Origin of the sequence: Bdellovibrio sp. 22V (assembly GCF_030169785.1) — a bacterium.
Classification (GTDB): Bacteria; Bdellovibrionota; Bdellovibrionia; order Bdellovibrionales; family Bdellovibrionaceae; genus Bdellovibrio.
In genome coordinates this window covers 2,198,994-2,220,070 of sequence record NZ_CP125854.1, presented here as the reverse complement: position 1 = coordinate 2,220,070, position 21,077 = coordinate 2,198,994, and the positions used below count along the sequence as shown (strand labels likewise).

20 protein-coding genes are annotated in these 21,077 nt (G+C 47.9%); 8 read left to right on the top strand and 12 right to left on the bottom strand.

All coding sequences use genetic code 11. The features are described 5' to 3' along the window. Nucleotides 1-13: 13 nt before the first annotated feature. Complete coding sequence (gene rffA, locus QJS83_RS10695; RefSeq protein ID WP_284604699.1) at nt 14-1,150, top strand: dTDP-4-amino-4,6-dideoxygalactose transaminase; 1,137 nt, start codon at nt 14-16, stop codon at nt 1,148-1,150. Further along, the gene (locus tag QJS83_RS10690; RefSeq protein WP_284604696.1) at nt 1,147-2,295 is read left to right on the top strand and encodes a glycosyltransferase family 4 protein; all 1,149 of its coding nucleotides are present in this window, start codon (nt 1,147-1,149) and stop codon (nt 2,293-2,295) included. Before rffA ends, QJS83_RS10690 begins: the two co-directional genes overlap by 4 nt. A 3-nt stretch (nt 2,296-2,298) precedes the next feature. Here the strand turns inward: QJS83_RS10690 and feoB are convergent, their stop codons facing one another. Together feoB and QJS83_RS10680 are read right to left on the bottom strand one after the other, a co-directional pair. After that, entirely contained in the window at nt 2,299-4,224 is a 1,926-nt protein-coding gene (gene feoB, locus QJS83_RS10685; protein WP_284604695.1) for a ferrous iron transporter B, read from the bottom strand. Then, complete coding sequence (locus QJS83_RS10680; protein ID WP_284604694.1) at nt 4,197-4,430, bottom strand: FeoA family protein; 234 nt, start codon at nt 4,428-4,430, stop codon at nt 4,197-4,199. Before QJS83_RS10680 ends, feoB begins: the two co-directional genes overlap by 28 nt. A gap of 207 nt (nt 4,431-4,637) precedes the next feature. On the opposite strand from QJS83_RS10680, the gene QJS83_RS10675 reads away from it, so the two are divergent. Beyond that, nucleotides 4,638-5,690 (top strand): BP74-related protein, encoded by a 1,053-nt coding sequence (locus QJS83_RS10675; protein ID WP_284604692.1) that lies wholly within the window; start codon nt 4,638-4,640, stop codon nt 5,688-5,690. Here QJS83_RS10675 and QJS83_RS10670 read toward each other — a convergent pair. After that, nucleotides 5,687-6,175 (bottom strand): 6-pyruvoyl trahydropterin synthase family protein, encoded by a 489-nt coding sequence (locus QJS83_RS10670; RefSeq protein ID WP_284604690.1) that lies wholly within the window; start codon nt 6,173-6,175, stop codon nt 5,687-5,689. The genes QJS83_RS10675 and QJS83_RS10670 overlap by 4 nt on opposite strands. Before the next feature lie 29 nt (nt 6,176-6,204). Here QJS83_RS10670 and QJS83_RS10665 point away from each other — a divergent pair, with 29 nt between their 5' ends. Both QJS83_RS10665 and QJS83_RS10660 read left to right on the top strand, forming a co-directional pair. After that, complete coding sequence (locus tag QJS83_RS10665; RefSeq protein ID WP_284604688.1) at nt 6,205-6,564, top strand: 6-pyruvoyl trahydropterin synthase family protein; 360 nt, start codon at nt 6,205-6,207, stop codon at nt 6,562-6,564. Between the two features lie 102 nt (nt 6,565-6,666). Further along, complete coding sequence (locus QJS83_RS10660) at nt 6,667-7,617, top strand: hypothetical protein (RefSeq protein WP_284604687.1); 951 nt, start codon at nt 6,667-6,669, stop codon at nt 7,615-7,617. 27 nt (nt 7,618-7,644) lie between these two features. On the opposite strand, the gene asd is transcribed toward QJS83_RS10660, so the two are convergent. Then, on the bottom strand, nt 7,645-8,469 hold the full coding sequence (gene asd, locus QJS83_RS10655; protein ID WP_284604685.1) for an archaetidylserine decarboxylase: 825 nt from the start codon (nt 8,467-8,469) through the stop codon (nt 7,645-7,647). A 95-nt stretch (nt 8,470-8,564) separates the two neighbouring features. Here asd and QJS83_RS10650 point away from each other — a divergent pair, with 95 nt between their 5' ends. Both QJS83_RS10650 and QJS83_RS10645 read left to right on the top strand, forming a co-directional pair. After that, nucleotides 8,565-10,112 (top strand): NAD(P)/FAD-dependent oxidoreductase, encoded by a 1,548-nt coding sequence (locus QJS83_RS10650; protein ID WP_284604682.1) that lies wholly within the window; start codon nt 8,565-8,567, stop codon nt 10,110-10,112. A 136-nt stretch (nt 10,113-10,248) separates the two neighbouring features. Next, a complete protein-coding gene (locus QJS83_RS10645; protein ID WP_284604681.1) occupies nt 10,249-10,500 on the top strand; it encodes a GlsB/YeaQ/YmgE family stress response membrane protein in 252 nt (83 codons plus the stop codon). 60 nt (nt 10,501-10,560) lie between these two features. Here QJS83_RS10645 and QJS83_RS10640 read toward each other — a convergent pair whose 3' ends face one another. The 4 genes from QJS83_RS10640 to QJS83_RS10625 all read right to left on the bottom strand — a co-directional run bounded on the left by QJS83_RS10640 (nt 10,561) and on the right by QJS83_RS10625 (nt 16,621). Continuing rightward, nucleotides 10,561-11,526, bottom strand: a complete 966-nt coding sequence (locus tag QJS83_RS10640; RefSeq protein WP_284604679.1) for a DUF4382 domain-containing protein — start codon at nt 11,524-11,526, stop codon at nt 10,561-10,563. A 181-nt stretch (nt 11,527-11,707) separates the two neighbouring features. Continuing rightward, nucleotides 11,708-14,947 carry a fused isobutyryl-CoA mutase/GTPase IcmF gene (icmF, locus tag QJS83_RS10635; protein ID WP_284604677.1) on the bottom strand — a complete coding sequence of 1,080 codons (3,240 nt, stop codon included), beginning with the start codon at nt 14,945-14,947 and terminating at the stop codon, nt 11,708-11,710. 4 nt (nt 14,948-14,951) lie between these two features. After that, the gene (locus QJS83_RS10630; protein WP_284604676.1) at nt 14,952-15,749 is read right to left on the bottom strand and encodes an enoyl-CoA hydratase/isomerase family protein; all 798 of its coding nucleotides are present in this window, start codon (nt 15,747-15,749) and stop codon (nt 14,952-14,954) included. A gap of 11 nt (nt 15,750-15,760) precedes the next feature. Then, the gene (locus tag QJS83_RS10625; protein ID WP_284604674.1) at nt 15,761-16,621 is read right to left on the bottom strand and encodes a 3-hydroxybutyryl-CoA dehydrogenase; all 861 of its coding nucleotides are present in this window, start codon (nt 16,619-16,621) and stop codon (nt 15,761-15,763) included. A 120-nt stretch (nt 16,622-16,741) separates the two neighbouring features. Here QJS83_RS10625 and QJS83_RS10620 point away from each other — a divergent pair, with 120 nt between their 5' ends. Next, on the top strand, nt 16,742-18,109 hold the full coding sequence (locus tag QJS83_RS10620) for a hypothetical protein (RefSeq protein WP_284604672.1): 1,368 nt from the start codon (nt 16,742-16,744) through the stop codon (nt 18,107-18,109). Here QJS83_RS10620 and QJS83_RS10615 read toward each other — a convergent pair. The 4 genes from QJS83_RS10615 to QJS83_RS10600 are packed head-to-tail and all read right to left on the bottom strand — an operon-like array spanning nt 18,106 to nt 20,958. Further along, nucleotides 18,106-18,399 (bottom strand): Mpo1-like protein, encoded by a 294-nt coding sequence (locus QJS83_RS10615; RefSeq protein ID WP_284604670.1) that lies wholly within the window; start codon nt 18,397-18,399, stop codon nt 18,106-18,108. The two genes, QJS83_RS10620 and QJS83_RS10615, sit on opposite strands and share 4 nt — an antisense overlap. 18 nt (nt 18,400-18,417) lie before the next feature. Then, complete coding sequence (locus QJS83_RS10610) at nt 18,418-19,155, bottom strand: lysophospholipid acyltransferase family protein (RefSeq protein ID WP_284604668.1); 738 nt, start codon at nt 19,153-19,155, stop codon at nt 18,418-18,420. Between the two features lie 3 nt (nt 19,156-19,158). Continuing rightward, nucleotides 19,159-20,256, bottom strand: a complete 1,098-nt coding sequence (locus QJS83_RS10605) for a TIGR04552 family protein (protein WP_284604666.1) — start codon at nt 20,254-20,256, stop codon at nt 19,159-19,161. A 45-nt stretch (nt 20,257-20,301) separates the two neighbouring features. Continuing rightward, entirely contained in the window at nt 20,302-20,958 is a 657-nt protein-coding gene (locus QJS83_RS10600; RefSeq protein ID WP_284604664.1) for a hypothetical protein, read from the bottom strand. Nucleotides 20,959-21,077: the final 119 nt, after the last annotated feature.

Below are 21,077 nucleotides of genomic sequence, written 5' to 3'. Positions count from 1 at the left end.
ACTATGCGGGGGCATGAAAATTCCTTTTAATTTACCTCCGAAAAGTTCCAACGAAGAGAAGTACATCTCGCAGGCCATTTCTTCTAAAAAACTAAGTGGCGAAGGTGGCTTCAACAAAAAATGCGTGGAGTGGTTTAATAAAAATCTTCCGACGTTGATGACAGTGATCACACCGTCATGCACTTCTGCATTGGAAATGGCGATGGTTCTTGCCGACATCGGACCTGGCGATGAAGTGATCTTGCCTTCTTTTACTTTCACCTCGACGGCAAATGTGATCGCTCTTTACGGAGCAACTCCTATCTTTGTCGATGTCGATCCGCGCACAATGAATATCGACGTCGTGGAAATTGAAAAGGCCATCACGTCCCGCACGAAAGTTATCATGCCTGTTCACTATGCCGGTGTGGGTTGTGAGATGGACAAGATCATGGATCTTGCAAACAAGCACGGTATTTGGGTTGTTGAAGATGCGGCCCAAGGGATTTTCGCTTCGTACAAAGGGAAAGCTTTGGGAGCTTGGGGTCATATGGCCGCGTTTAGTTTTCACGAAACGAAGAACATCGTTTGCGGTGAAGGTGGCGCTTTAACTATCAACGATCCCCGTCTTATCGCACGCGCGGAAATCGTGCGCGACAAGGGTACCAATCGTCAGCAATTCCTTAACGGTCAAGTCGACAAATACACGTGGCAAGATAAAGGGTCCTCCTATTTGCTTTCGGAGTTAGCGGCGGCGTTTCTTCTTTCACAATTGGAGGAAGGCCCAGAGATCACCAATAAGCGCCTCGCAATCTGGAACCGTTATCACCAGGGTCTCGCGGATCTTGAGACTCGAGGTGTACTGCAAAGAATGACCGTACCGGCAGAGGCAAAAGCCAATGCGCATATTTATTATATGCTCCTGAAAACGCCAGAGATGCGCCAAAAGCTTTGGGCGCATTTAAAAGAACTCGGCATTCAATCCACGACTCACTACGTGCCTTTGCATTCGGCTCCGGCCGGAGTGAAATACGGAAAAGTGCCGGGATCACTGCAACACACTGACGACGGCGCGAATCGTTTGTTACGTCTTCCGATGTTCGCGGATTTAGGTATTGAAAATGCCGATTACGTCTTGCAAAGTGTGCATAATTTTTTCGCGAAACAATGAGTAAACCTATTAAAGTTCTTCATAGTGCATTGTCTTATTCCTGGGGTGGACTTGAGATCTACACGGTAGAGCTCATTCAAAAACTTCAAGGCACCGGTCTGCAGCAACAAGTTCTGTGTTTTGCGAATTCGCGCATTTCCGAAGAACTGCACAAAAGCGGCGTACAAACAGTTGAGATCAAACGCAAGCTTTCGAAATTTCAACACGCCCGTCTTGTTCGCAGACTGATTCGCACGGAAAGACTGACTCACCTGCACTCGCACACGCGTAAAGACATGTGGGCTTGTGCTTTAGCGATTTGGAACCTGCGCAACATCAAGCATATTTACAATCTCTACATGAATGCGATTCCAAAGCAGGACTTTGTGCATCGCTGGCTCTTCTCCAAAGTGCATGCGCTTTGCAGTTCTTCAGAATCCGTGATTGCCGACGTTAAAAAGAATTTTCCCATTGCACCGGAGCGAGTGCATCTGGTGCGCTATGGCCGCAACGACGAGACTTTCAAGAATTCTCTGGAAGCCCGCGAAAGAATTCGGGCGTCTTACAATGTTCCTTCAGATAAAATCGTTATCGGTACACTCTGCCGCATTGATCCGGGAAAAGGCGTGCGTGAGCTTGTTATGGCTCTGGAACAGCTTTCTTCCGAAGAGCGCAGCAAAATCCAGCTGTGGATCGTTGGTGACCCGACAATCATCGATAAAGATGCTCAGGGAAAAGCGATTTATCTGCCCGAGTCCTTGGCGCTTATTGAATGGATGAAGCAGCAAAGCACTACACCCACTTACAACGGTCTGGTGCATATTCCTTTCCAAAAGGATTATGTTCCCTTCTTGGATGCGCTTGATATCTTTGCACTGGCTTCGCATAACGAAACTTATTCTTTAAGTGTTATTGATGCCATGCTGATGGCAAAACCCGTTATCGGAACCAATGCCGGGGGCACCACGGAACAAGTGGGTGAAAAAAATCAGCGCGGTTACCTGGTTGAACCTCGCTCTTCTTCGTCTATTGCAGAGGCCATTCGCTATTATCTAAAAAACAAAGAGTCTATTGCCTCTCAAGGAAAAGACGCCCAGTCGTGGGCGCTTGAGAATCATAGCTGGAATAAGGTTCTGACGTCTTATACCGATTTGTATAAGACGTAGTTCTTAAGAAACGCCGACCCATCGAAGGCCCTGCACCAGGGCCACTACTAAGACATAGGCAAACAAGTTAAAGACCACCAGTTGAGTCACCGCGAACTTCCAAGAGCCGCTTTCACGAATCTGCACACCCACTGTCGACATACACTGAAGAGCAATCAGGAAGAACAACATCAGCCCGATCACGGAGCTGACGGTAAAGATTTTCTCTCCCGATGAGTTTACAGCCGTTCCCATTTGCGTGAGAAGCGCGGCTTGCTGGGTATCTTCATCCGTATCTGTAATATTGAAAGTCAAAGCCAAGGATGAAACAAACACCTCACGCGCTGCAAATGCAGAGATCAGCCCAACACCCACACGCCAGTCGACACCCATAGGAGCCACGACCGGTTCAATCACTTTTCCTAATTGACCGACGTAACTTTCCTCCAACTTTTGGTGCGCATCTTCCAATTGATAATGGGGGAACGTGGACCCCGCCCAAATCACAACCGCGAAAACGAAAATCACCGGACCGGCTCTTTTCACGTAAGACAAAGTGCGAGTCAAAGATTGACGAAGCAAAACGCGCAATTTGGGACGGCGATAAATCGGAAGCTCCATCATAAAGAGTGACGGTTCACTCTTAGGAATGAACTTGCTGACGACTCCGGCCGCGAGAGCACCGATAAACATCGAACCGATGTAAAGGGCCGCCAAAGCGAGCCCCGCCTTCCATGCGGCATCACCGTGAAACAAGAACGCGATGAAAAGAGCGTAAACCGGCAAACGCGCTGAACAGCTCATCAGCGGAATAACAAAGGCCGTGATCAGACGATCCTTCGTTGAAGGAATATTTCTTGTCGCGATAATGGCTGGAACCGCACAGGCAAATCCAGACAAAAGCGGAACGAACGAACGCCCACTCATGCCCAAGGCTGAAAACGGACGATCAATCAATGTCGCCGCACGAGCCAGATACCCCGTGCTTTCCAAAATTCCGATGCCAATGAAGAGAATAAAAATCTGCGGCACAAAAACCAAAAACGCGGCAAAGCTTGTCACAATTCCGTTTGCCAAGAAATCCGTCCATAGCGCTCCTGGCGCCCAGGAAACAACCTGGTCCGCGAAAGACGTAAACCACCCGTCGATCAAATCCATGAATGGCGTCGCCAGCCAATAAACGCACGAAAACAGTCCACCCATGATCAAAACGAAAAAGAAAAATCCAAAGACGGGATGTAAAAGCACACGGTCTAATTTTTCGGTTGTCGCCACAATGCGATTAAGACGCTCTTGAGCGTGATCGGTTTTATGGGTCAAAGCGGTTTGCGCGATTTGCTCACACTGTTTTAATTTTGTTTCTTGAATTTCGAAAGACCAAGGAACAGGACGTGAAGGGGTCTTGGTTAAAGACAGTTTTTCGGCCTCAGTGACGATCTCTTTAAGGCCGCCTGCAAGGAGTCCGTCGAATTGCAACACCGGGCAACCCAGTGTTTTGCGTAAATATTCCATGTCGATCTCAATGCCTTCTTTGCGAAGAAGATCGGCCATGGTGATGACTACGATCATCGGGAAACCCGTTTCACGCAATTGCATAACAAGTTGCAAGTGACGTGAAATTTGCGTGCCGTCGACAACAAGAATAACGCCGTCGACTTGATCCAATTTTGGATTTTCATAAAGCGAACGCAACGTCACCCATTCATCGGCACTCTTGGGATGCAAGCTGTATGTTCCCGGCGTATCCATAACTTGGACGTCGTGATTCTGCGGATTGAGATGGGAAGCAAGTTTACCCAAAGAAAACTCTACGGTCGCACCTGGATAGTTCACGGTTTTAAAACGTGAGCCCGTCAGCCAGTTATAAAGCGTCGTTTTACCGGAGTTAGGAGCGCCCACAAGCGCAATGGCTTTACTTTGTACTACTGATTCTGTTTCACTCGCGCGCATGCCGCTTCCTCATTTCGCAATGCCAGAAAACTTGTATTGAAACGAACTAAAAGAGGGCCGCCAAACGGGGCTCTTCCCAAGATAGTTAACGTTGTTCCCACACGAAGTCCCATTTCATGGAGTCGTTCACGGAAGATATCATCTCCTGTGAAGCCAACGATTTCCACGGTCTGGCCCGGCTTTAATGCTGTATCGAGTAAATTCATGTCTTTCCTCTGGAGCCTTTTAGTTAAAGGCTTGGCCTCACAAATGGAAGCTCTTTAGCCCCCTTGAAGGCAACTGAAAACCTACTGAGAACAAACCTCAATAAGGGTTAATTTTCCCTCTCGGCGCGTGGAGAAAAAGCCGACCGAAAGTCTGGTTTTTAAGACCTTTGGTTAAGTTTACCTCGGCAAGACCGATCTGAAGTCTGTATGGATTTTCGTATTAAGACTTTGATCAGCAGCATGGTTTTCCTCTCGACGACTCCTTCGGCAGCTTCGGATGTGGTTTATGCTCCCGCGTTTTGCGAACCCAGTGCTCTCACTGTGTTTGTGAAAAATAAAACCAGTGAGGCGCAAAGACTCTGGACCCAAGTGCGTTTTGGTTCGGAAATCCAAGAACTTCATCACGACCTCGATCCTAAATCGACAATCAAAATTCGTGGGACCGAGTTTTTACCGGCAAAGATGGCTTTTTCACTCAAAGCCTGGAGCAAAAACAGCCTGCAAATCACAGCATCTTGCGATGAAGGTGGAAGCACTCCTTTAAGTGATGTGACTTCGCCAGCGCAGTCTCACGCTCTCCCGTCTGGTGTTCAAGCTGTGAAGATCTATGTGTTAAACCTTTTCTTGAAGTCGCAAACGGTGCACCTGAAAGCCTTCAATCGGTACGGCTTGGTCGTCGACGAAAAGACCGTATCACTTACTAACTATTATGATACAGAAACTTTGAAGTGGTCTTTCAAGACGGATGTTTCGCGTATCGAAATCGCAGGTCCAGAAAGGTTTCACTCACTTTTATTTTATGACTCTTTCGGCACGGAAAAGCCAAGCCCCGCGATGGCTTTAAAACCCGTGGAGCTTGCACCCGCAGTACAAAACAAATACTTCCTGGTATCCACCAAGGACCCTCGCCCCGAAGAGGCTTTTGTTGTCGCTATTTCGGATACACAGATGATCGAGATTGCTCGCGAACAGATTCGCAATCCTGCTTTGGAGAAAATCATCGTCGCAGGTATTGAGCTTGGAAGCGGCGGCTACAACCGAGCCTTTTTGTCCCGCGACAAATCCCCTTATTCTTGGTCTGTGAATCGTGTCGATGCTTTTGCGGACTTCGCGCATATTGATTGCGATGGAAGCCCCGATCTGACGGAAGAGCGTTTGCTGCAAAAACTCGAAGCCGGCGGTCGCATTTGTTTCTGGCGTTACCGCGTGGTCCGCGAACTCACCGCTTCCGAAGTCGCTACTGGAAAATTGAAACCTTAAGAAGGCACTGTCGTTGAAGCGCCCTGCCCGCGGGTTTCTTCAACGTAAACACGTACTTTTTGCACGCCGTATTTTTTAAACTCCGCATAGAACTCCTCCGCCAAAAGATGCGAAAGATTTTCCACACTCGTATTACTCACTGGCAGCAAAAGAACTTCGTTCAAAGGAAAAACGTAGAAACGATCTCGGAACGTCACCTCAAGAGACTTCGCCGTTTTTTTAAATTTCATATCAGGATGTTTTTCAGGCAGCAGAGTGATCTCGTCCCATTGATCCAAACGCGCTTTGATAAATTTCTTAAAAACGTTGAAGTCAATAAAGTAACCTTCGGCGTGAAGATCCGCTTCCGCCGGTGTTTTTAAGTCCACGCGCACTTGATAGTTATGTCCATGCAAGCGCTCGGCATGATTTTCGTCAAAAATCAAAAAGTGAGCGGCCGAGAATTTAAAGTTCTGTTTGGCCAAATGCAATGTGGTCGTGGACATATTCACCTCAAAGTGGTTATATCATTAACATGAAATTCGAACTGAAGCAGCATTTTCAAATTGAATCCGCCCGTTTCTTGCCGCATCTGCCCCTGTCTCACCCTTGTTCACGCATGCATGGGCATAGCTTTAAGATCATTCTGACTTTGGTGGGCGATTTAGACCCCAAAATTGGCTGGGTCATCGACTACAATGACATTCAAGCTAAAATGAAACCTCTTCTTGAAAAAATCGATCATCGCGTTTTAAACGAAGTCGAAGGTTTGGAAAACCCGACGTCGGAGCTTCTTGCAAAATGGCTTTATGACCGCGCTTTGCAGGTGCTTCCTATGCTCACAAAGGTGACGATCGCGGAAACGCCGCTCACTGAGTGCACATATCCTGCCTAAGAGACTATGTCATTTGCGCACCCCTCTCGCGCGCCCCTGCTAATCCCGCCATAATCGGAAAAAGGTACCAGGGACCTTTTTCCCATTTTTCTGGCGGAGATTATGAAAACGCTGATTCTGGTGTGCTTCGTTTTCTTTTCACTAACAGCTCAAGCTTCGGAACTCGAGCTGATTTTTTATCGTGCTCCAAAGCCTTTGAATTGGCGCACGCCCGGCCATCTTGTGCGCAGCAGTCTGCGTAATATGCGAATGAAGGTCGCGGGAAAGAATTATCCGCATCCTATCTCACACGTGAATATCCGTCTGCAATGCGGGAATGAACCTTCGATTTATCGAGGCATGACTTCTTACAAATCCAATGCCTCTTATCTTTGGGATTTTTTCGGCAAAGGCCAAGCCCTAGATACTTTCATCATCAATGTGCCAGGGCGATTTTATCGCAATGAAGAAATTCTGGCGTGGCTCCCCTACCTCAAAAAGAAAGGCTATGTGCGAAGCCTAGAGTTGCAGTTGAATGATGAGCAGTGCGCCCGAGCGCAAAGATATCTGAAACTCTATGAAGATCTCGGCCTGGATCAAATTTACGGGGGGCTTCGTTCACTTCCGCACGAGGGCGAGGGTGCCGGATGTTCGGCTTTTGCTGTAAGCTTCCTGCAGATTCTCGATTTATTTCCTGAAAGTGTGGACCGCGCTTGGCGCCGGGAACTGCGCGTGCCTTTGGAACTTATGCGCACTCGCTCGCAGTCTCCGCGCATTGGCGTTTTGGGCTATCTACGCGGACGGGATCGCGCTTGGGCCTCGCCTGCGGAAAAACATTTTGTGCTTAAATTCTGGGACCCTGAACTGATGTACAACTGGGTGGGCGACAAAGGAAAGATTTTCTGGGATGTGCGCACAGAGCCCACGAGCAAAAACTATTTTTTCGCTTATCGCAGAAATATTCTGGATAAGACCCTTCGCTATCACTTAAAAAATCTAGGCCGCGTGCTTACTGATGAGGAGGTTCTTGATACCTCCTCACGACCTTGTCGCAATTTTAATGTTTGCAGATAATGGGAAAAAGGCACCTGGTACCTTTACTTAGACGAGAGCGGCGTTGACTTTGACGGCCGGGCCCAAGTGAAGCTGTTTTTCAAACTTCTGGCGAAAAGCCGGAGGATACAACATCACAACTGTCGAGCCCATGCGGAACATTCCCAGCTCAGAACCCTTGTGCACCGGAATTTCCGGTGAGTAGGTTTTGTGTTGGAAAATATGCGGGCCTTTTTGATTTCCTTTGATAGTGTCATCGAAACTTAAAACGATGTGACCGACGTTTGTAGCCCCTACAAAGACAACGCCCACGGGTCCCATATCTGTTTCAATTTCAACAAGCACACGCTCATTCACCGTGAAAAGATCAGGAACATTTGTCGTGCTCCATTCATTCACGGGCCACAATTCGCCAGGCATATAACGAACATTTGTGATCACACCATCAACAGGAGAATGCACGCGGTGGTAGTCGGTCGGGCAAAGATAATAAGTCAGGAACAGACCCCCGCCCCATTTTTTCTGGCATTCAGGATCTTGAGTGAACTCATTAAGGTGATAAGTAATACCTTTAGCTTGAATCAACGTCCCGTTATCAATCGGCGAAGACTGCGTGATACGGCTGTCAGCGGGATGAACCGCCCAGGCCGAAGCCACAGGACGAATCCCTGATTTGAGGCGACGAACAAAGAACTCCCCGATAGAAGGATAAGCCGTGTAAGGTTTCTCAGCTTCCTCCAGATTGATGTTATAAAACCACGCAAAGGCCTTAATGGACGCTTTAGCCCAGATAGAAGGTCCTTGCCAGTGCATGAAATACCCCACCCAGCGGCTGAGGCGACGTTTTGGAAGAAGACGAGTGATTGCTGACATATAGAATATATATACCGACCCTCGCCCCCTTTGTCACGCGGGTTGGACTTTGCTATATTGAGTTTATTGGCCCCTAACAAGAGCCCGAGGTCTCCATGTCGAAAATATTCCAGAACGTCGAAATCCCTGTTGATTCAGATTTAGAAGAAAAATTGCAATGGTTGATGCCAGAGCACGGTCCTTACCGTATTCTCCGCCAAAGCGTGGATGCACGCCGTTCGCACTCCCCCCATTTTGTATACTCTATTGAGGTTGCTGAAAAAGGCGAAACACTGGAGATCCCGCAGTTTGATCTTGAAAAGATTCCGACCCCCAATGAAAAACCTCTGATCGTCGGTACGGGTCCTGCGGGTCTGTTCGCGGCGCTTCGTTTTGTTGAAAGAGGCGTGCCGTGTGTTCTTTTTGAGCGTGGCTCTGACAGTGGCGAGCGCATCAAAGGGATCAATCAATACTGGCGTTATGGCAAACTCGATCCGCGCAACAACGTGTGCTTTGGTGAAGGTGGTGCAGGTCTTTATTCCGATGGTAAATTGATCACGCGTATTAAATCACCCCATATTCCCTACGTGATGAACCGTCTTGTGAAGTTCGGAGCACCTGAAGAGATTCAATGGCTTTCAAATCCGCACGTAGGCTCGGACCGTATTCGCCGTGTGATTCCAAAACTCCGCGAATTCTTGCGCGCCAACGGCTGCGAAATTCACTTTAATACGCAAGTCACAGAAATTCTTCTTGAAGGCAAACAAGTTGTCGGCGTCCGTACTGAACACGGGACGGAGTTTAAATCTCCGCATGTGATTTTAGCGACGGGTCATTCGGCAGAGGACATGATCAATCATTTACGCGACATCGGCGTGCACTTAGACGGAAAATCTTTTGCGATGGGTCTGCGTGTGGAGCACTCGCAAGCGTCTATTAACAAAATCCAATATCGTCAGTTCTCTGAACACCCTAAGCTTGGCGCCGCGAACTACAAGCTGGCTCATCACAACGACAAAACGGGTATCGGCGTTTATTCTTTTTGTATGTGCCCCGGAGGATACGTTCTTTCCTCCGGCACCGAAGCCGATGGTATCGTTTGTAACGGCATGAGTAATTACAAACGGAATTCGCCTTTTGCCAATGCCGCCATCGTCGTGAGTATTGATCATGACAAAAACTTCGGCCAAGACGTTTTCGGCGGCATGAAAATGCGCCGTGATCTTGAAACGCGCGCCTATAAATCCGTTCTTGATGCCGGCGGGACTCGCGAACTGCCTGCGCAAAACTTAATGGATTTCCTCTATGGAACAAACTCCAAGACCGGTCCCCGAGCTTTGCGTGCAGGCTCCTCTCCGTCGGGAGCGATCAATGTCCGTCTTGACGAACTTCTGCCAAAACACATGCGCGATCGTTTACGTGAAGGGTTTGAAAACTTCCAAAGAAACATGAAAGGCTTCTTAACCGAAGACGCTCAAGTTTACGGTGTGGAATCCCGCACAAGCTGTCCTGTGCGTGTGACTCGTGACAATGAGTCCTTGGAAAGTGTCTCGCACGCAGGTCTTTACCCCGCAGGTGAAGGTGCCGGATACGCGGGCGGTATTACCTCAGCGGCATGCGATGGCATTCGTATCGCAGAAAAAATCATTGAAAAACTGAAATAGGTGCCAGGCCCTATTTCTGTGCCACCACAGCAATTGCCGATGAGTTTTGTGACTGTTGTCGAAAGCTTGGAAGAGTCTTTGGCACTCCCAACATCTCTGCGTTTAATAAAATAAATCTATTTTCGAAGGAGAGCACGTGGGACTGCTAGGGACTCTTATTATCGGCTTCATAGTTGGCGCTCTTGCCAAACTGATTATGCCAGGCAAGGATGTTGGAGGTTTCATTGTCACGACCTTATTGGGGATCATCGGAGCTTTTGTCGGAACTTATGTCGGCAGTTGGCTTGGTTTTTACGAAGTCGGCGAAGAAGCGGGCTTCATTGCGTCTCTACTGGGCGCCTTGTTGGTGCTTTTCCTTTATCGCAAGTTCGTTCAGAAACGGCATTAAGACAAATAAAAAAGGCTTCTCCGAAGAGAAGCCTTTTTAGTTACGTGCCTTAAAAATCCCTTACATCAATTCGTAAAGCTGTGATGGAGATACAATAGGCTCTTCACCATCAACCACTGGAGTGTAATCCCAACCGTCGTTACTTGAATCATTTTGGTCTTGAGTTATCACTAACTCTTCACCCGTTTCTGGATTCGTCACGACTTCAACAGGTTCTCCGCCCGTCTCGCCACCTGTTCCAGGGTTTGTGACCACTTCGCCACCAGTTTCACCACCGGTTTCGCCGCCGGTTTCACCACCAGTCTCGCCTCCGGTTTCTCCGCCCGGATTTTCAGGATTTGTGACAACCTCACCGCCGTCGTCCCCACCACCTTCACCTGGATTTTCTGGATCAACAGGATCTACGGGGTCTACCGGATCGACGATAATTGGAATTCGCATCGCCGATTTCAGTTTCAAAACTGGTTTCAACAAACAACGCCCATTGCCCTGTACGACAACGGATTTTTTAGCATCAAAGTCGACAACGATATTGTACTTGTTGCCGGCCTCGAACTGCACTTTGTTCGTCAAAATGATTTTAACTCCCGTTTTTTGCGCACTCGGAGTTTTCAACTCGCACATAGAGTCGTCGCCCTTGATGGCGTAATGCCCTTCAGACTTTAACACCAAACGAATCTGCTGAATTTGCAGACCCGCCGGAGCCACCACGTCTTGCAACGGGAGAGTCACACCGTTTTGCAGGGTTAATAAGTCCACCATGCCGAGGTCTTTCGCGAGGATCAAACGCCCGGCCTTGCTCGCGCCCGCAACCAGTACTTCCATATGGTCGATATTAACAAAGACTGATTTCAGATCTTCATGAGGAGCGTCGGTAAGCTTAAAACTCACCATCGACTCTTTCTGAGGATCAAAAGAGCTTGCACTGGAAGTACCTGAATCCGAATCCAAAGACCCGGATTGTGTACAAGCTGCGATCAGCGCTACGAAAGTCACAATGGATATCTTTCTGCCGATTTTATTCATTCTACCCTCCTGGTAGTGTTCAGTTCAGCTCTTACTGTACTCCTGGTGAGCAAAAGAATAAAAAAAGCCCTCTCTGAAACATTCATTTCGAGAGGGCTGTCTAAAGATTTTTCAGTTTCTTAAAGATTCAGCAGCAGGGGCCCTCTACTGCGCTGTCCACAGAATCAGGGCCTGGCACCTTTTAGAGGTTGCGCCGGTATTGACCGCCGACTTCATAGAGAGCTTGAGTCATTTGATACAAGCTGCAATGTCTTGCTGCAGACATCAAAGCCGCGAAGATATTGCCGCCATTCAAGACCGTGTCCTTGAGGTTCTTCAGTTCGATATCGGCTTGAGACTTATGGTCCACCTGATATTTTTGAACGTTGGAAAGCTGCTGGTTTTTCTCATCGTAAGAAGCGCGAGCAAGCTCGATTTTAGGTGGAACATAATCCGCAGCCATTGTCTTCGGATCAATGAACGTGTTGACACCGATGATCGGCAATGTGCCGTCATGTTTCAAGCGCTCATAGTATAAAGACTCTTCTTGAATTTTCGAGCGTTGGTACTGAGTTTCCATTGCCCCCAAAACACCACCACGTTCGTTGATCTTTTTAAATTCATTCAAGACGGCTTCTTCAACAAGATCTGTAAGTTCGTCCATGAAATAAGAACCCTGCATTGGGTTTTCATTCATAGTCATGCCGAACTCGCGATTGATGATAAGCTGAATCGCCATAGCACGACGAACAGATTCTTCCGTCGGCGTCGTGATCGCTTCGTCGTAAGCATTCGTGTGCAAGCTGTTGCAGTTATCATACAACGCAATCAAAGCCTGCAAAGTCGTGCGAATATCGTTAAAGTCGATCTCTTGCGCATGCAAAGAGCGGCCCGAAGTTTGAATATGATATTTCAACTTCTGAGAGCGATCGTTGGCTTTGTAAAGATCGCGCATCGCCACCGCCCAAATACGACGGGCCACACGACCCAGCACTGAATACTCAGGGTCCAGACCGTTCGAGAAGAAGAATGAAAGATTCGGAGCAAAGTCGTCGACTTTCAAGCCGCGCGCCAAATAGTATTCAACGAATGTGAAACCATTTGAAAGCGTGAACGCCAATTGTGAAATCGGATTCGCGCCCGCTTCGGCAATGTGATAACCGGAAATGGAGACGGAATAGAAGTTACGGATCTTTTGTTTCACAAAGAATTCCGCAATATCACCCATCATCTTCAAAGCAAAATTAATAGAGAAGATACAGGTATTTTGACCTTGGTCTTCTTTCAAGATGTCAGCTTGAACCGTACCGCGTACTTGTTGCAAAGTCCAAACGGCAAGATCCGCCCACTCTTGCTCTGTGAGCTTGCGGCCCAGTTCATTTTCTTTCTTCTCGACTTGTTGATCAATCGCCGTGTTGAAGTAGAATGCGAGGATCATCGGCGCAGGACCATTGATCGTCATCGACACAGATGTATTTGGATTGATCAAATCAAAGCCCGCATAGAGCTTTTTCATGTCGTTCAATGTACAAATGCTAACGCCGGACTCGCCGACTTTACCGAAGATATCTGGACGCTGATCAGGGTCTTGGCCGTACAAAGTCACGGAGTCAAAGGCCGTTGACAGACGATGCGCTGTCTCGCCTTTTGTGAGGTAATGGAAACGACGGTTGGTACGCTCAGGAGTTCCCTCCCCTGCGAACATACGCTTTGGATCTTCATCGGCACGCTTCAGGGGAAACACACCCGCTGTATAAGGGAATTCACCTGGAACGTTTTCCAGTTTCAAGTAACGGAATCTATCGCCCCAATCCTTCATTTTAGGAACAACGACGCGACGGATTTTTGTGCCGCTCAAAGACTCTTTCGTTAATGACTGACGAAGTTCTTTATCACGCACTTGGAACACCAATTCGTCACCCGAATAGCGTTCAACGAGCTTGTCGTAATTCTTAATCGAATCCAATTCTTCCGCAGTGAAGTCCGCTTCGAGTTCCGCAGAAACTTTTTTCACTTGCTCTGGCGGCGTTCCCAAAAGAGGTGCGACTTTATGAAGGCCGCCCAGTTTTGAAGCCTGCTCAGCCAAAGTCTCTGTGCGCTTCTTATATTTATGAATCGTTTGCACGATCTCCGCCAGATAGTTCTGACGGTCTGCCGGGATAATACCGTGCTCTTCCGCCGATAAGATGTTGGCTTTGTGAGCCGCATCGACTGTCCAGCGACCGGGCTGTTTTGTTTCCAAAACATCGGCAATTCTGAAGAACAATTTATTGACGCCGCCATCGTTGAACTGGGATGCCTGAGTCAAGAACACCGGCACTTCGACTTTATCATCGAAGATTTTACGCGAGCGTTTGTACTGTTTCGACACATCACGAAGAGCATCCAAAGCTCCGCGGCGATCGGCTTTATTGACGGCAATCAAATCGGCGAAATCGATCATGTCGATTTTTTCAAGTTGCGACTGCGCCCCGAAGTCAGAAGTCATCACGTACATAGAGATATCAGAAACTTCCGTGATGGCCATGTTACCCTGACCGATACCGGATGTTTCTGCAATGATGAAATCAAAATCCAACTGACGAACAAAGCTGAGAATATCCGGCAACGTCGATGCAATCTCACGACCGGAACCGCGCGAAGCCACGGAACGCATGTAAACTCTGTTTCGAGATAGTGAGTTCATACGAATACGGTCACCCAGCAATGAACCGCCCGTTTTGCGTTTGGAAGGGTCCACGCAGACGACCGCGATGGATTTTGTCGGGTACGCATTCAAGTAACGTTGCACAAGTTCATCGATCAAAGACGACTTACCTGCGCCCCCTGTTCCCGTTATACCCAAAACCAACGGCGGATTCTTTGCTTTGAAAGACTCCAGACCAAATGAATTCAATGAAACATCTTTATGGCCGTTTTCAATCGCCGTCAAAGCCACACCCAGTTCCACCGAAGGAACGATGTCGCCCTGGAAGATATTCTTTTTTGTCTTAAATTCTTTTTGTTTTTCTAGAAGGTCGAAATCGCAACCACGAACAATCATCTCGATCATTCCTTCCAAACCTAAACGACGGCCGTCGTCGGGGTGGAAGATTTGCGCAATTCCGTAAGCTTCGAGCTCACGTTTTTCTTCGTGAACGATGACACCACCGCCACCACCGAAAATCCTGACGTAACCTGCGCCCGCTTCATCCAGGAGATCCTTCATGTACTTGAAGTACTCCATATGACCGCCCTGGTACGAGCTGATGCACACGCCTTGAGCGCCTTCTTGCAAAACAGCTTTCACAACGTCGCTGACAGAGCGGTTGTGGCCCAAGTGAATAACTTCAGCTCCCATATCCTGAAGGATACGGCGCATGATATTGATACTCGCATCGTGCCCGTCAAAGAGGGCCGCTGCAGTAACGATACGAATAGGATTCTTCGGAGTGTATGCCATAGTTCTAGAGACCTTTAAAATTCGGCTTGCGTTTCTCGATGAAGGCGCCCGTGCCTTCTTTTACGTCTTCAGAAGTGAAAAGCTCTGCAAAAATCTTTGCTTCGTTCTTTTGCGCTTCTTCTACATCCATATCCCAAGCTTGATTGATAGAAATTTTCGCTGAACCGACAGCGATCGGCGCTTTCGCCAAAATCATCTCGACTGTTTTCATCACATTGTTCATGAGTTCAGCCGCCGGGAATACTTTGTTTACAAGCCCCATGCTTTGCGCTTCCTGAGCGGTAATCATCGCACCCGTATAAGTTAATTCACGCGCACGACGCTGTCCAATCGCTCTCGCCATACGAACAGTCCCGCCGAAGCCAGGAATCAAACCTAAGCTCACTTCCGGTAAACCGAACTTCGCGTTTTCAGAAGCGTAAATAAAGTCACATCCCAGCGCGAGCTCACAGCCTCCGCCCAAGGCGAAACCATTCACCGCCGCGATCACAGGAATTTTTAGCAATGTGAATTCATGGAAAATGCTCTGACCGCGTTTTGCGAAAGACAAAGCTTTCTCTTCGTCTAGTTCGTGAATTTCTTTGATATCTGCGCCCGCAACGAAAGCTTTTTCGCCGGCACCCGTGACAATCAAGGCCCGCGCATCTTCGTAAGACATTTCGCCGATCTGACGAAGAGCCTCGCCCATTTCATTGAGCACTGTGGAATTCAAAGCGTTCAGGGATTCAGGACGATTGATCGTCAGAACCCACACGCCATTTGTTTTTTGTTCAAGTAGAATTGTTTTATAATTACTAGCCACAAAATCTCCGTTTACTTCGCGGAATAGTCGTAGAAACCACGACCGGATTTACGTCCCAACCAACCCGCTTCAACGTATTTCACTAGAAGAGGACATGGACGGTACTTGGAGTCGCCCAAACCTTCATGCAACACATTCATGATCGCCAAGCACGTATCCAGACCGATGAAGTCCGCCAAAGTGAGAGGACCCATTGGCTGATTTGTTCCCAATTTCATCGCGCTATCGATAGACTCAACCGATGCAATGCCTTCATGAAGCGTGTAAACCGCTTCGTTAATCATCGGCATCAGGATGCGATTCACAATAAAGCCTGGCATGTCCTTCACTGACTCGACGAAAACTTTATCCATTTTCTCTGCCAAAGCTTTTACTGCTGCGAATGTCTCGTCGGACGTTTGCAAACCGCGGATGCCCTCAACCAATTTCATCAACGGCACTGGATTCATGAAGTGCATGCCAGCGACTTTCGTTGGACGTTTTGTCACGCCCGCGATTTTCGTGATAGAGATGGAAGATGTGTTAGACACCAACAATGCTTCGGGTTTTACAGCAGCATCCAGGTCTTTGAAGATTTTCAATTTCAAATCGATGTTCTCAGTCGCCGCTTCGATCACGATGTCGCAATCTTTCAAAGCGCTAGTTTCTTGCGCTGTTTTGATTCTGCCAAGTAAAGCCGCTTTGTCCGCTTCGCTCATGCCGCCTTTTTTGATAATGCGATCACAGCTTGCAGAGATTGTTGCAATTCCTTTTTCCAGAGCCGCACCACTCACATCGAGCATGATGACGTTGAAGCCAAAGTTCGCTGCCACTTGTGCAATACCGTTACCCATTTGACCTGCGCCAACCACACCAATCAGTTTGATATTCATTCTTTACCACTCCGCGTTAATATGTCTGTTAAAACAACCCGATATGACTACTTTACTTTAGGCCAGAGGTCAAAAGTTCTGGTCTTGAGAGCACCGAGCCTAAGCCCGCAAAATAAGGGAATGCGGTCCGTACTTTCGCTGTCTTTTTCAATGCTAATGCTCTCCTCTGCCTCTTGGGCCGCTCTTGCCACCGACGCAGGCACGGCTGTCTCGTTTTTCCGTAACAAAAACAGCCTCTTTCCCTCTGGCCAGGTGAGTCGAACAAAGCTTGAAGACAAGCTGATTCGCTCGGAAACGGAGATCGCTTACCGCACATCGTGGGACAAAAAAGAATACGTTCTCAATGGCGATCAAATTCTGCGCGATATTCAGGTGTCGCGTTTTGTAGAGACCAAAAATTCGGTCGTACTTTTAAGTTTGGATCGCGCCGAGGCGCCTCCCGTAAAAACTCTTCCAGCTAAAGCCTCGCTAGAAATTCTTTCGACCGATGACTATTGGGCGCGGGTGCAAGAAAAAAGCACCGGTGCTCAAGGCTACCTCCCCCTACATCTCTTGCAGAGCCGTCACGATGATGCCGGTGTCTTCGTGAATCTTGTCGATACGTACATTCGTAAAGAAGCTTCCGCTGCGGGCAAAGTCATTACGACTTTGCCTCGTTTGCGCCGGGTCACGCCTCTTGAGATCTCGAAGAGCTTTTTGAAAATCAAATACAACGGACACATCGGCTTCGTTGATACGACACACTTCGTTTCTCGCGCTGACTTCGCGAACCTCGCTTATCATCCCAAGAAGAACTGGGTCGCTGTTCTGTATCGCAACAACGATGCCGTCATCACGCAACAAGGTCTGACTCTTCCGATGAAAGAACTTTTGGGTTTCGTGACGAACTCGCATCGCGGGATTATCGTTCGTCCTGACTCTTCCTACGGCCCGCCTTTGCGTGCGCGTGTGGAAATTCTTAAACCGGAAGCGCACATTTGGGGTGTCAGTACTGTCGACGGCCACGGCGAAGTTTGGTGGAAGAAAAAAGATTTGCTAATTGAAGAGGCCAAGCCTTCCACAACAACAATCAGCACAGACACATTGATGAAAAGAGAAATTTATTCTATCGCCTTTGAGAATAAAAACTCAGTGCGCGGTTTGATTTCGTCTGAAGGTGTTTACACGACGGAAGATGGCATCACTTGGACAATGATTCCCTTCTTCGGAAAACAAAATTATCCCGTCAGCATTCATCCGAACGGCACGTGGTTTGTGGGTTCTTACAAAAGCACCAACAAAGGCAAAAGCTTTGAACCGTTCATCCGCTGGGACAATATCGCACAAGCAATTGAATCCGCTTATCACCGCAATCCGAAGATCATGCGTTTAACGCAAATCGAAGCTTTGCCAAACTCGCGCATTCAAATCCACGTCGACACCGGCGCAAAGCAAGTCAAGCTTCGCAGCTTAATCGGTGATTTGCATTGGGACGTGATTAAAAATTAATTCCAAAGCTTTCCCGCGCACATCATGTAAAACATTTTGAAGTCGCCGAGGAGCGACCAGAGGGGATGTTTGAAGGTCGCAGGTCGGTTTTTTTCGATGACGAAATGCCCGATCCAAGCGAAGCCGTAACCGATCACGGGTAAAAGCCACAAGATCACCCATTGTCTGGAAATCACCGCATCGAGAATCAAAAGATGAACGAAAAGTGTTCCGACAAAGTGCCATCGGCGATTGGTGGGGTGAGAGTGCTCTTGCAGATAAAAAGGCCAGAATTCCTGAAACGTCTTCATCTTGCTCTCACTCCCCTTTTAAAAATCATCCCCGCGAAAGAAAGGTTCCATCAGCTTACGCACATGTTCTTGCAACTGCGGGCGCTGCTCAACTGTGTATTGAGTGGCATCGACAGGCGGCAAAACTTGCAAAGTGATTGTGCGGCTCCACACGCCCCAATTGGGAATAGTGTGTCCTTTGGGCAAAATCGCGGCAGCCCCCTTAACGATCACCGGCACAATCGGAGCTTTCGCATTGATCGCGAAAATAAAAGGCCCGGACTTAAAGTTGCCCAGTCGTTCTGTTTCTTGACGAGTTCCCTCGGGAGCCAGAGCAAAGCGTTCACCGGCAGCGATGCGGGCTTGCGCGGCTTGATAAACCTTGAACACTTCTTCGCGGCGCTCGCGAGCGATGGGAAGAATGCCGGCGCGTCTCATCGCAGCTCCGAATACGGGAATTTTAAAAAGTTCGATCTTGGCGCCAAAACGGAAACTTCCCAGCCAGCCGTTCATCGCAAAAATGTCGAAAAAGCTTGTGTGATTAAAGACGAAAAGAAAACCGCCTTGCGGGATGTTCTCACGGCCTTTGACGACGACTTTGACTCCAAACATGCGACACGCATTGCGGGTCCAGAACTCGACAATGTGATCTTCGATCTTGCGATTGTTGAGCGTGAGATTGACGATAATCATCGCCAGCGCACAAAGCATAGTGTGAAGAGGAAACAAGATAGTCGCGATGAAAGATCGAGGATACGAAAGCAATTTCCAAAACATATACTAAGAGCCTGAATCAGGGAAAAGACGTTTGCGCGCCGCCATTCTTTGTCTTTCTTTATAAGCTTGATGCTCTGACGGGCCGGAGAGAATCTTTTGGTGCGCTTTTTCATCCATGATCTGAACTTCAAAAGGATAGAAGAAGCTAAACGCCTCTTTGCTTCCTTGCGGTTTAATATGAATGAGTTTGCGCGAAATAAATTTAATAAACTGATAGTCTGATCCAGAAAAGAAATTTTCTTTTCGCAGGAACTTCACATTTTCACCTTGTTCAGCGAGCTTTTGATCGAAGGCCTCTTGAATGCTCTTTTCATCCAAAGTATCGAGGCGATGCGAAAGATCGTCGACGACTTCCATGAAAACATCCACCGGATACAAGTTGTTCGAGCTTTGATCCGGCATAATATGCGGAAAGCTGATGACGTTTTCGCGAACAAGAAAACGCACGACTTGGAAAGTATCAAAAAGATTGCGTGTAACAAAACGCACGCCGAGTTTATCAAAAATCTTCATCGCCAAAGCATCGGGCTTTGCGAGAAGTTTAATAACCGTGCTGGAGGAAGTTTTAAAAGGTTTGACTTCAAAACCCAAAAGCTCAATCGGCTCCGCATCCTCGGCTGTTCTTAAAAACGTTCGGTGAGTCGTGCCGTCATGACGGATGCGTTCTTGAAAAGGCGTGAGGATTTGCGACTGAATCTCTTCCGAAAAAGTTCCGAAAAGATCGTTCTCGGCGTGAACGAATACGTGCATACAGCGAAGAACGGCACAGGACCAGCGTTGCAACTGCTCATCCTTCGGAGCCGCAGAACTCGCATATAACAAAAGTTGGCGAATATCGCCGAGATGTTTGCGGTCGTGCAGAATTTCAGGAATTTCGCTTTCGGTAAAACCTAACTTTTCAATCATTAGGACTAAAGCGCGACGATAATAGTACCAAAGCTTTTCAAGATCGTCTTGATTGGCGATATCAAAGCCATAGCTCAGAAGAAAAGCACTGGCCGCCTCAAGAGTGTGGATATTCAACTTGGGAATATCCACTGCGGACTTTCCTCCAACAACGGAGTTTAAAATAGAAGAATCAAAGATGAAACGTTGAGGCATCTCCCTATCTTCAAACTCGATAGGGAGTGAAGCAAGACGCGCCGCTTATTTAATAAGGGCGCAAGCGTAAGCGCGGAAGGAACCCAAAGTTCCGCTAGATGCTTGATAACCGTTCACTGCCGTATAGTTCTGATAATACACAGTCCCTGAAGCTTCCTGATTATTGTAAGCACCTTGAAGAATGATCTCACCATAGCTGTCTTTGAACTTAACTTGGAATTGACGCGTTGTACGGTTGATCATACCTTCGCTAGCCGCATTAAACTCAACAATATAAGGAGCGACCGTTTGCCCGTTGTAGACTTGGCCCACGTATGAGTCGACAATCTTAATGTGGATTGAAGAAGAACCTGTCACCAAACGGCCTGCACTATCAAACTGAAACGAACCTTTAAAGTCGATGCCCGTTCTGTCATTGATATTACCGCTGATAGTTCCCAAAGACTGAGGATCTAAAGTCGCAGAGACAAAACCCTTTACTTGCGACTCAAATTGCGGAGAAGCATAAGGATCAAAGATTTTACCCCAATCCATGTTTGCATTACCGCAAGAGCTTGGAGTTTGAACGCCGCCTTGAGTGACCCCTGTGCCACGACCCGCGTAGCGAGCTGTGCTTCCGTCTTTCTTCGCACACGCAGACAAAGACAATGCTGCGAGCACCAAAACTCCCATCAAAGATTTTGTTAAGAAAGTGTTTTTCATAAGGGCCTCCTGCAATCCTATAAGGCAAGAGGCGGACCAATTAAGACTCAATATATTGGATTTAATGAAAAAAGCCGTATCACCATGATACGGCTTTTGCCTAAGCGACTTTTTAAGGA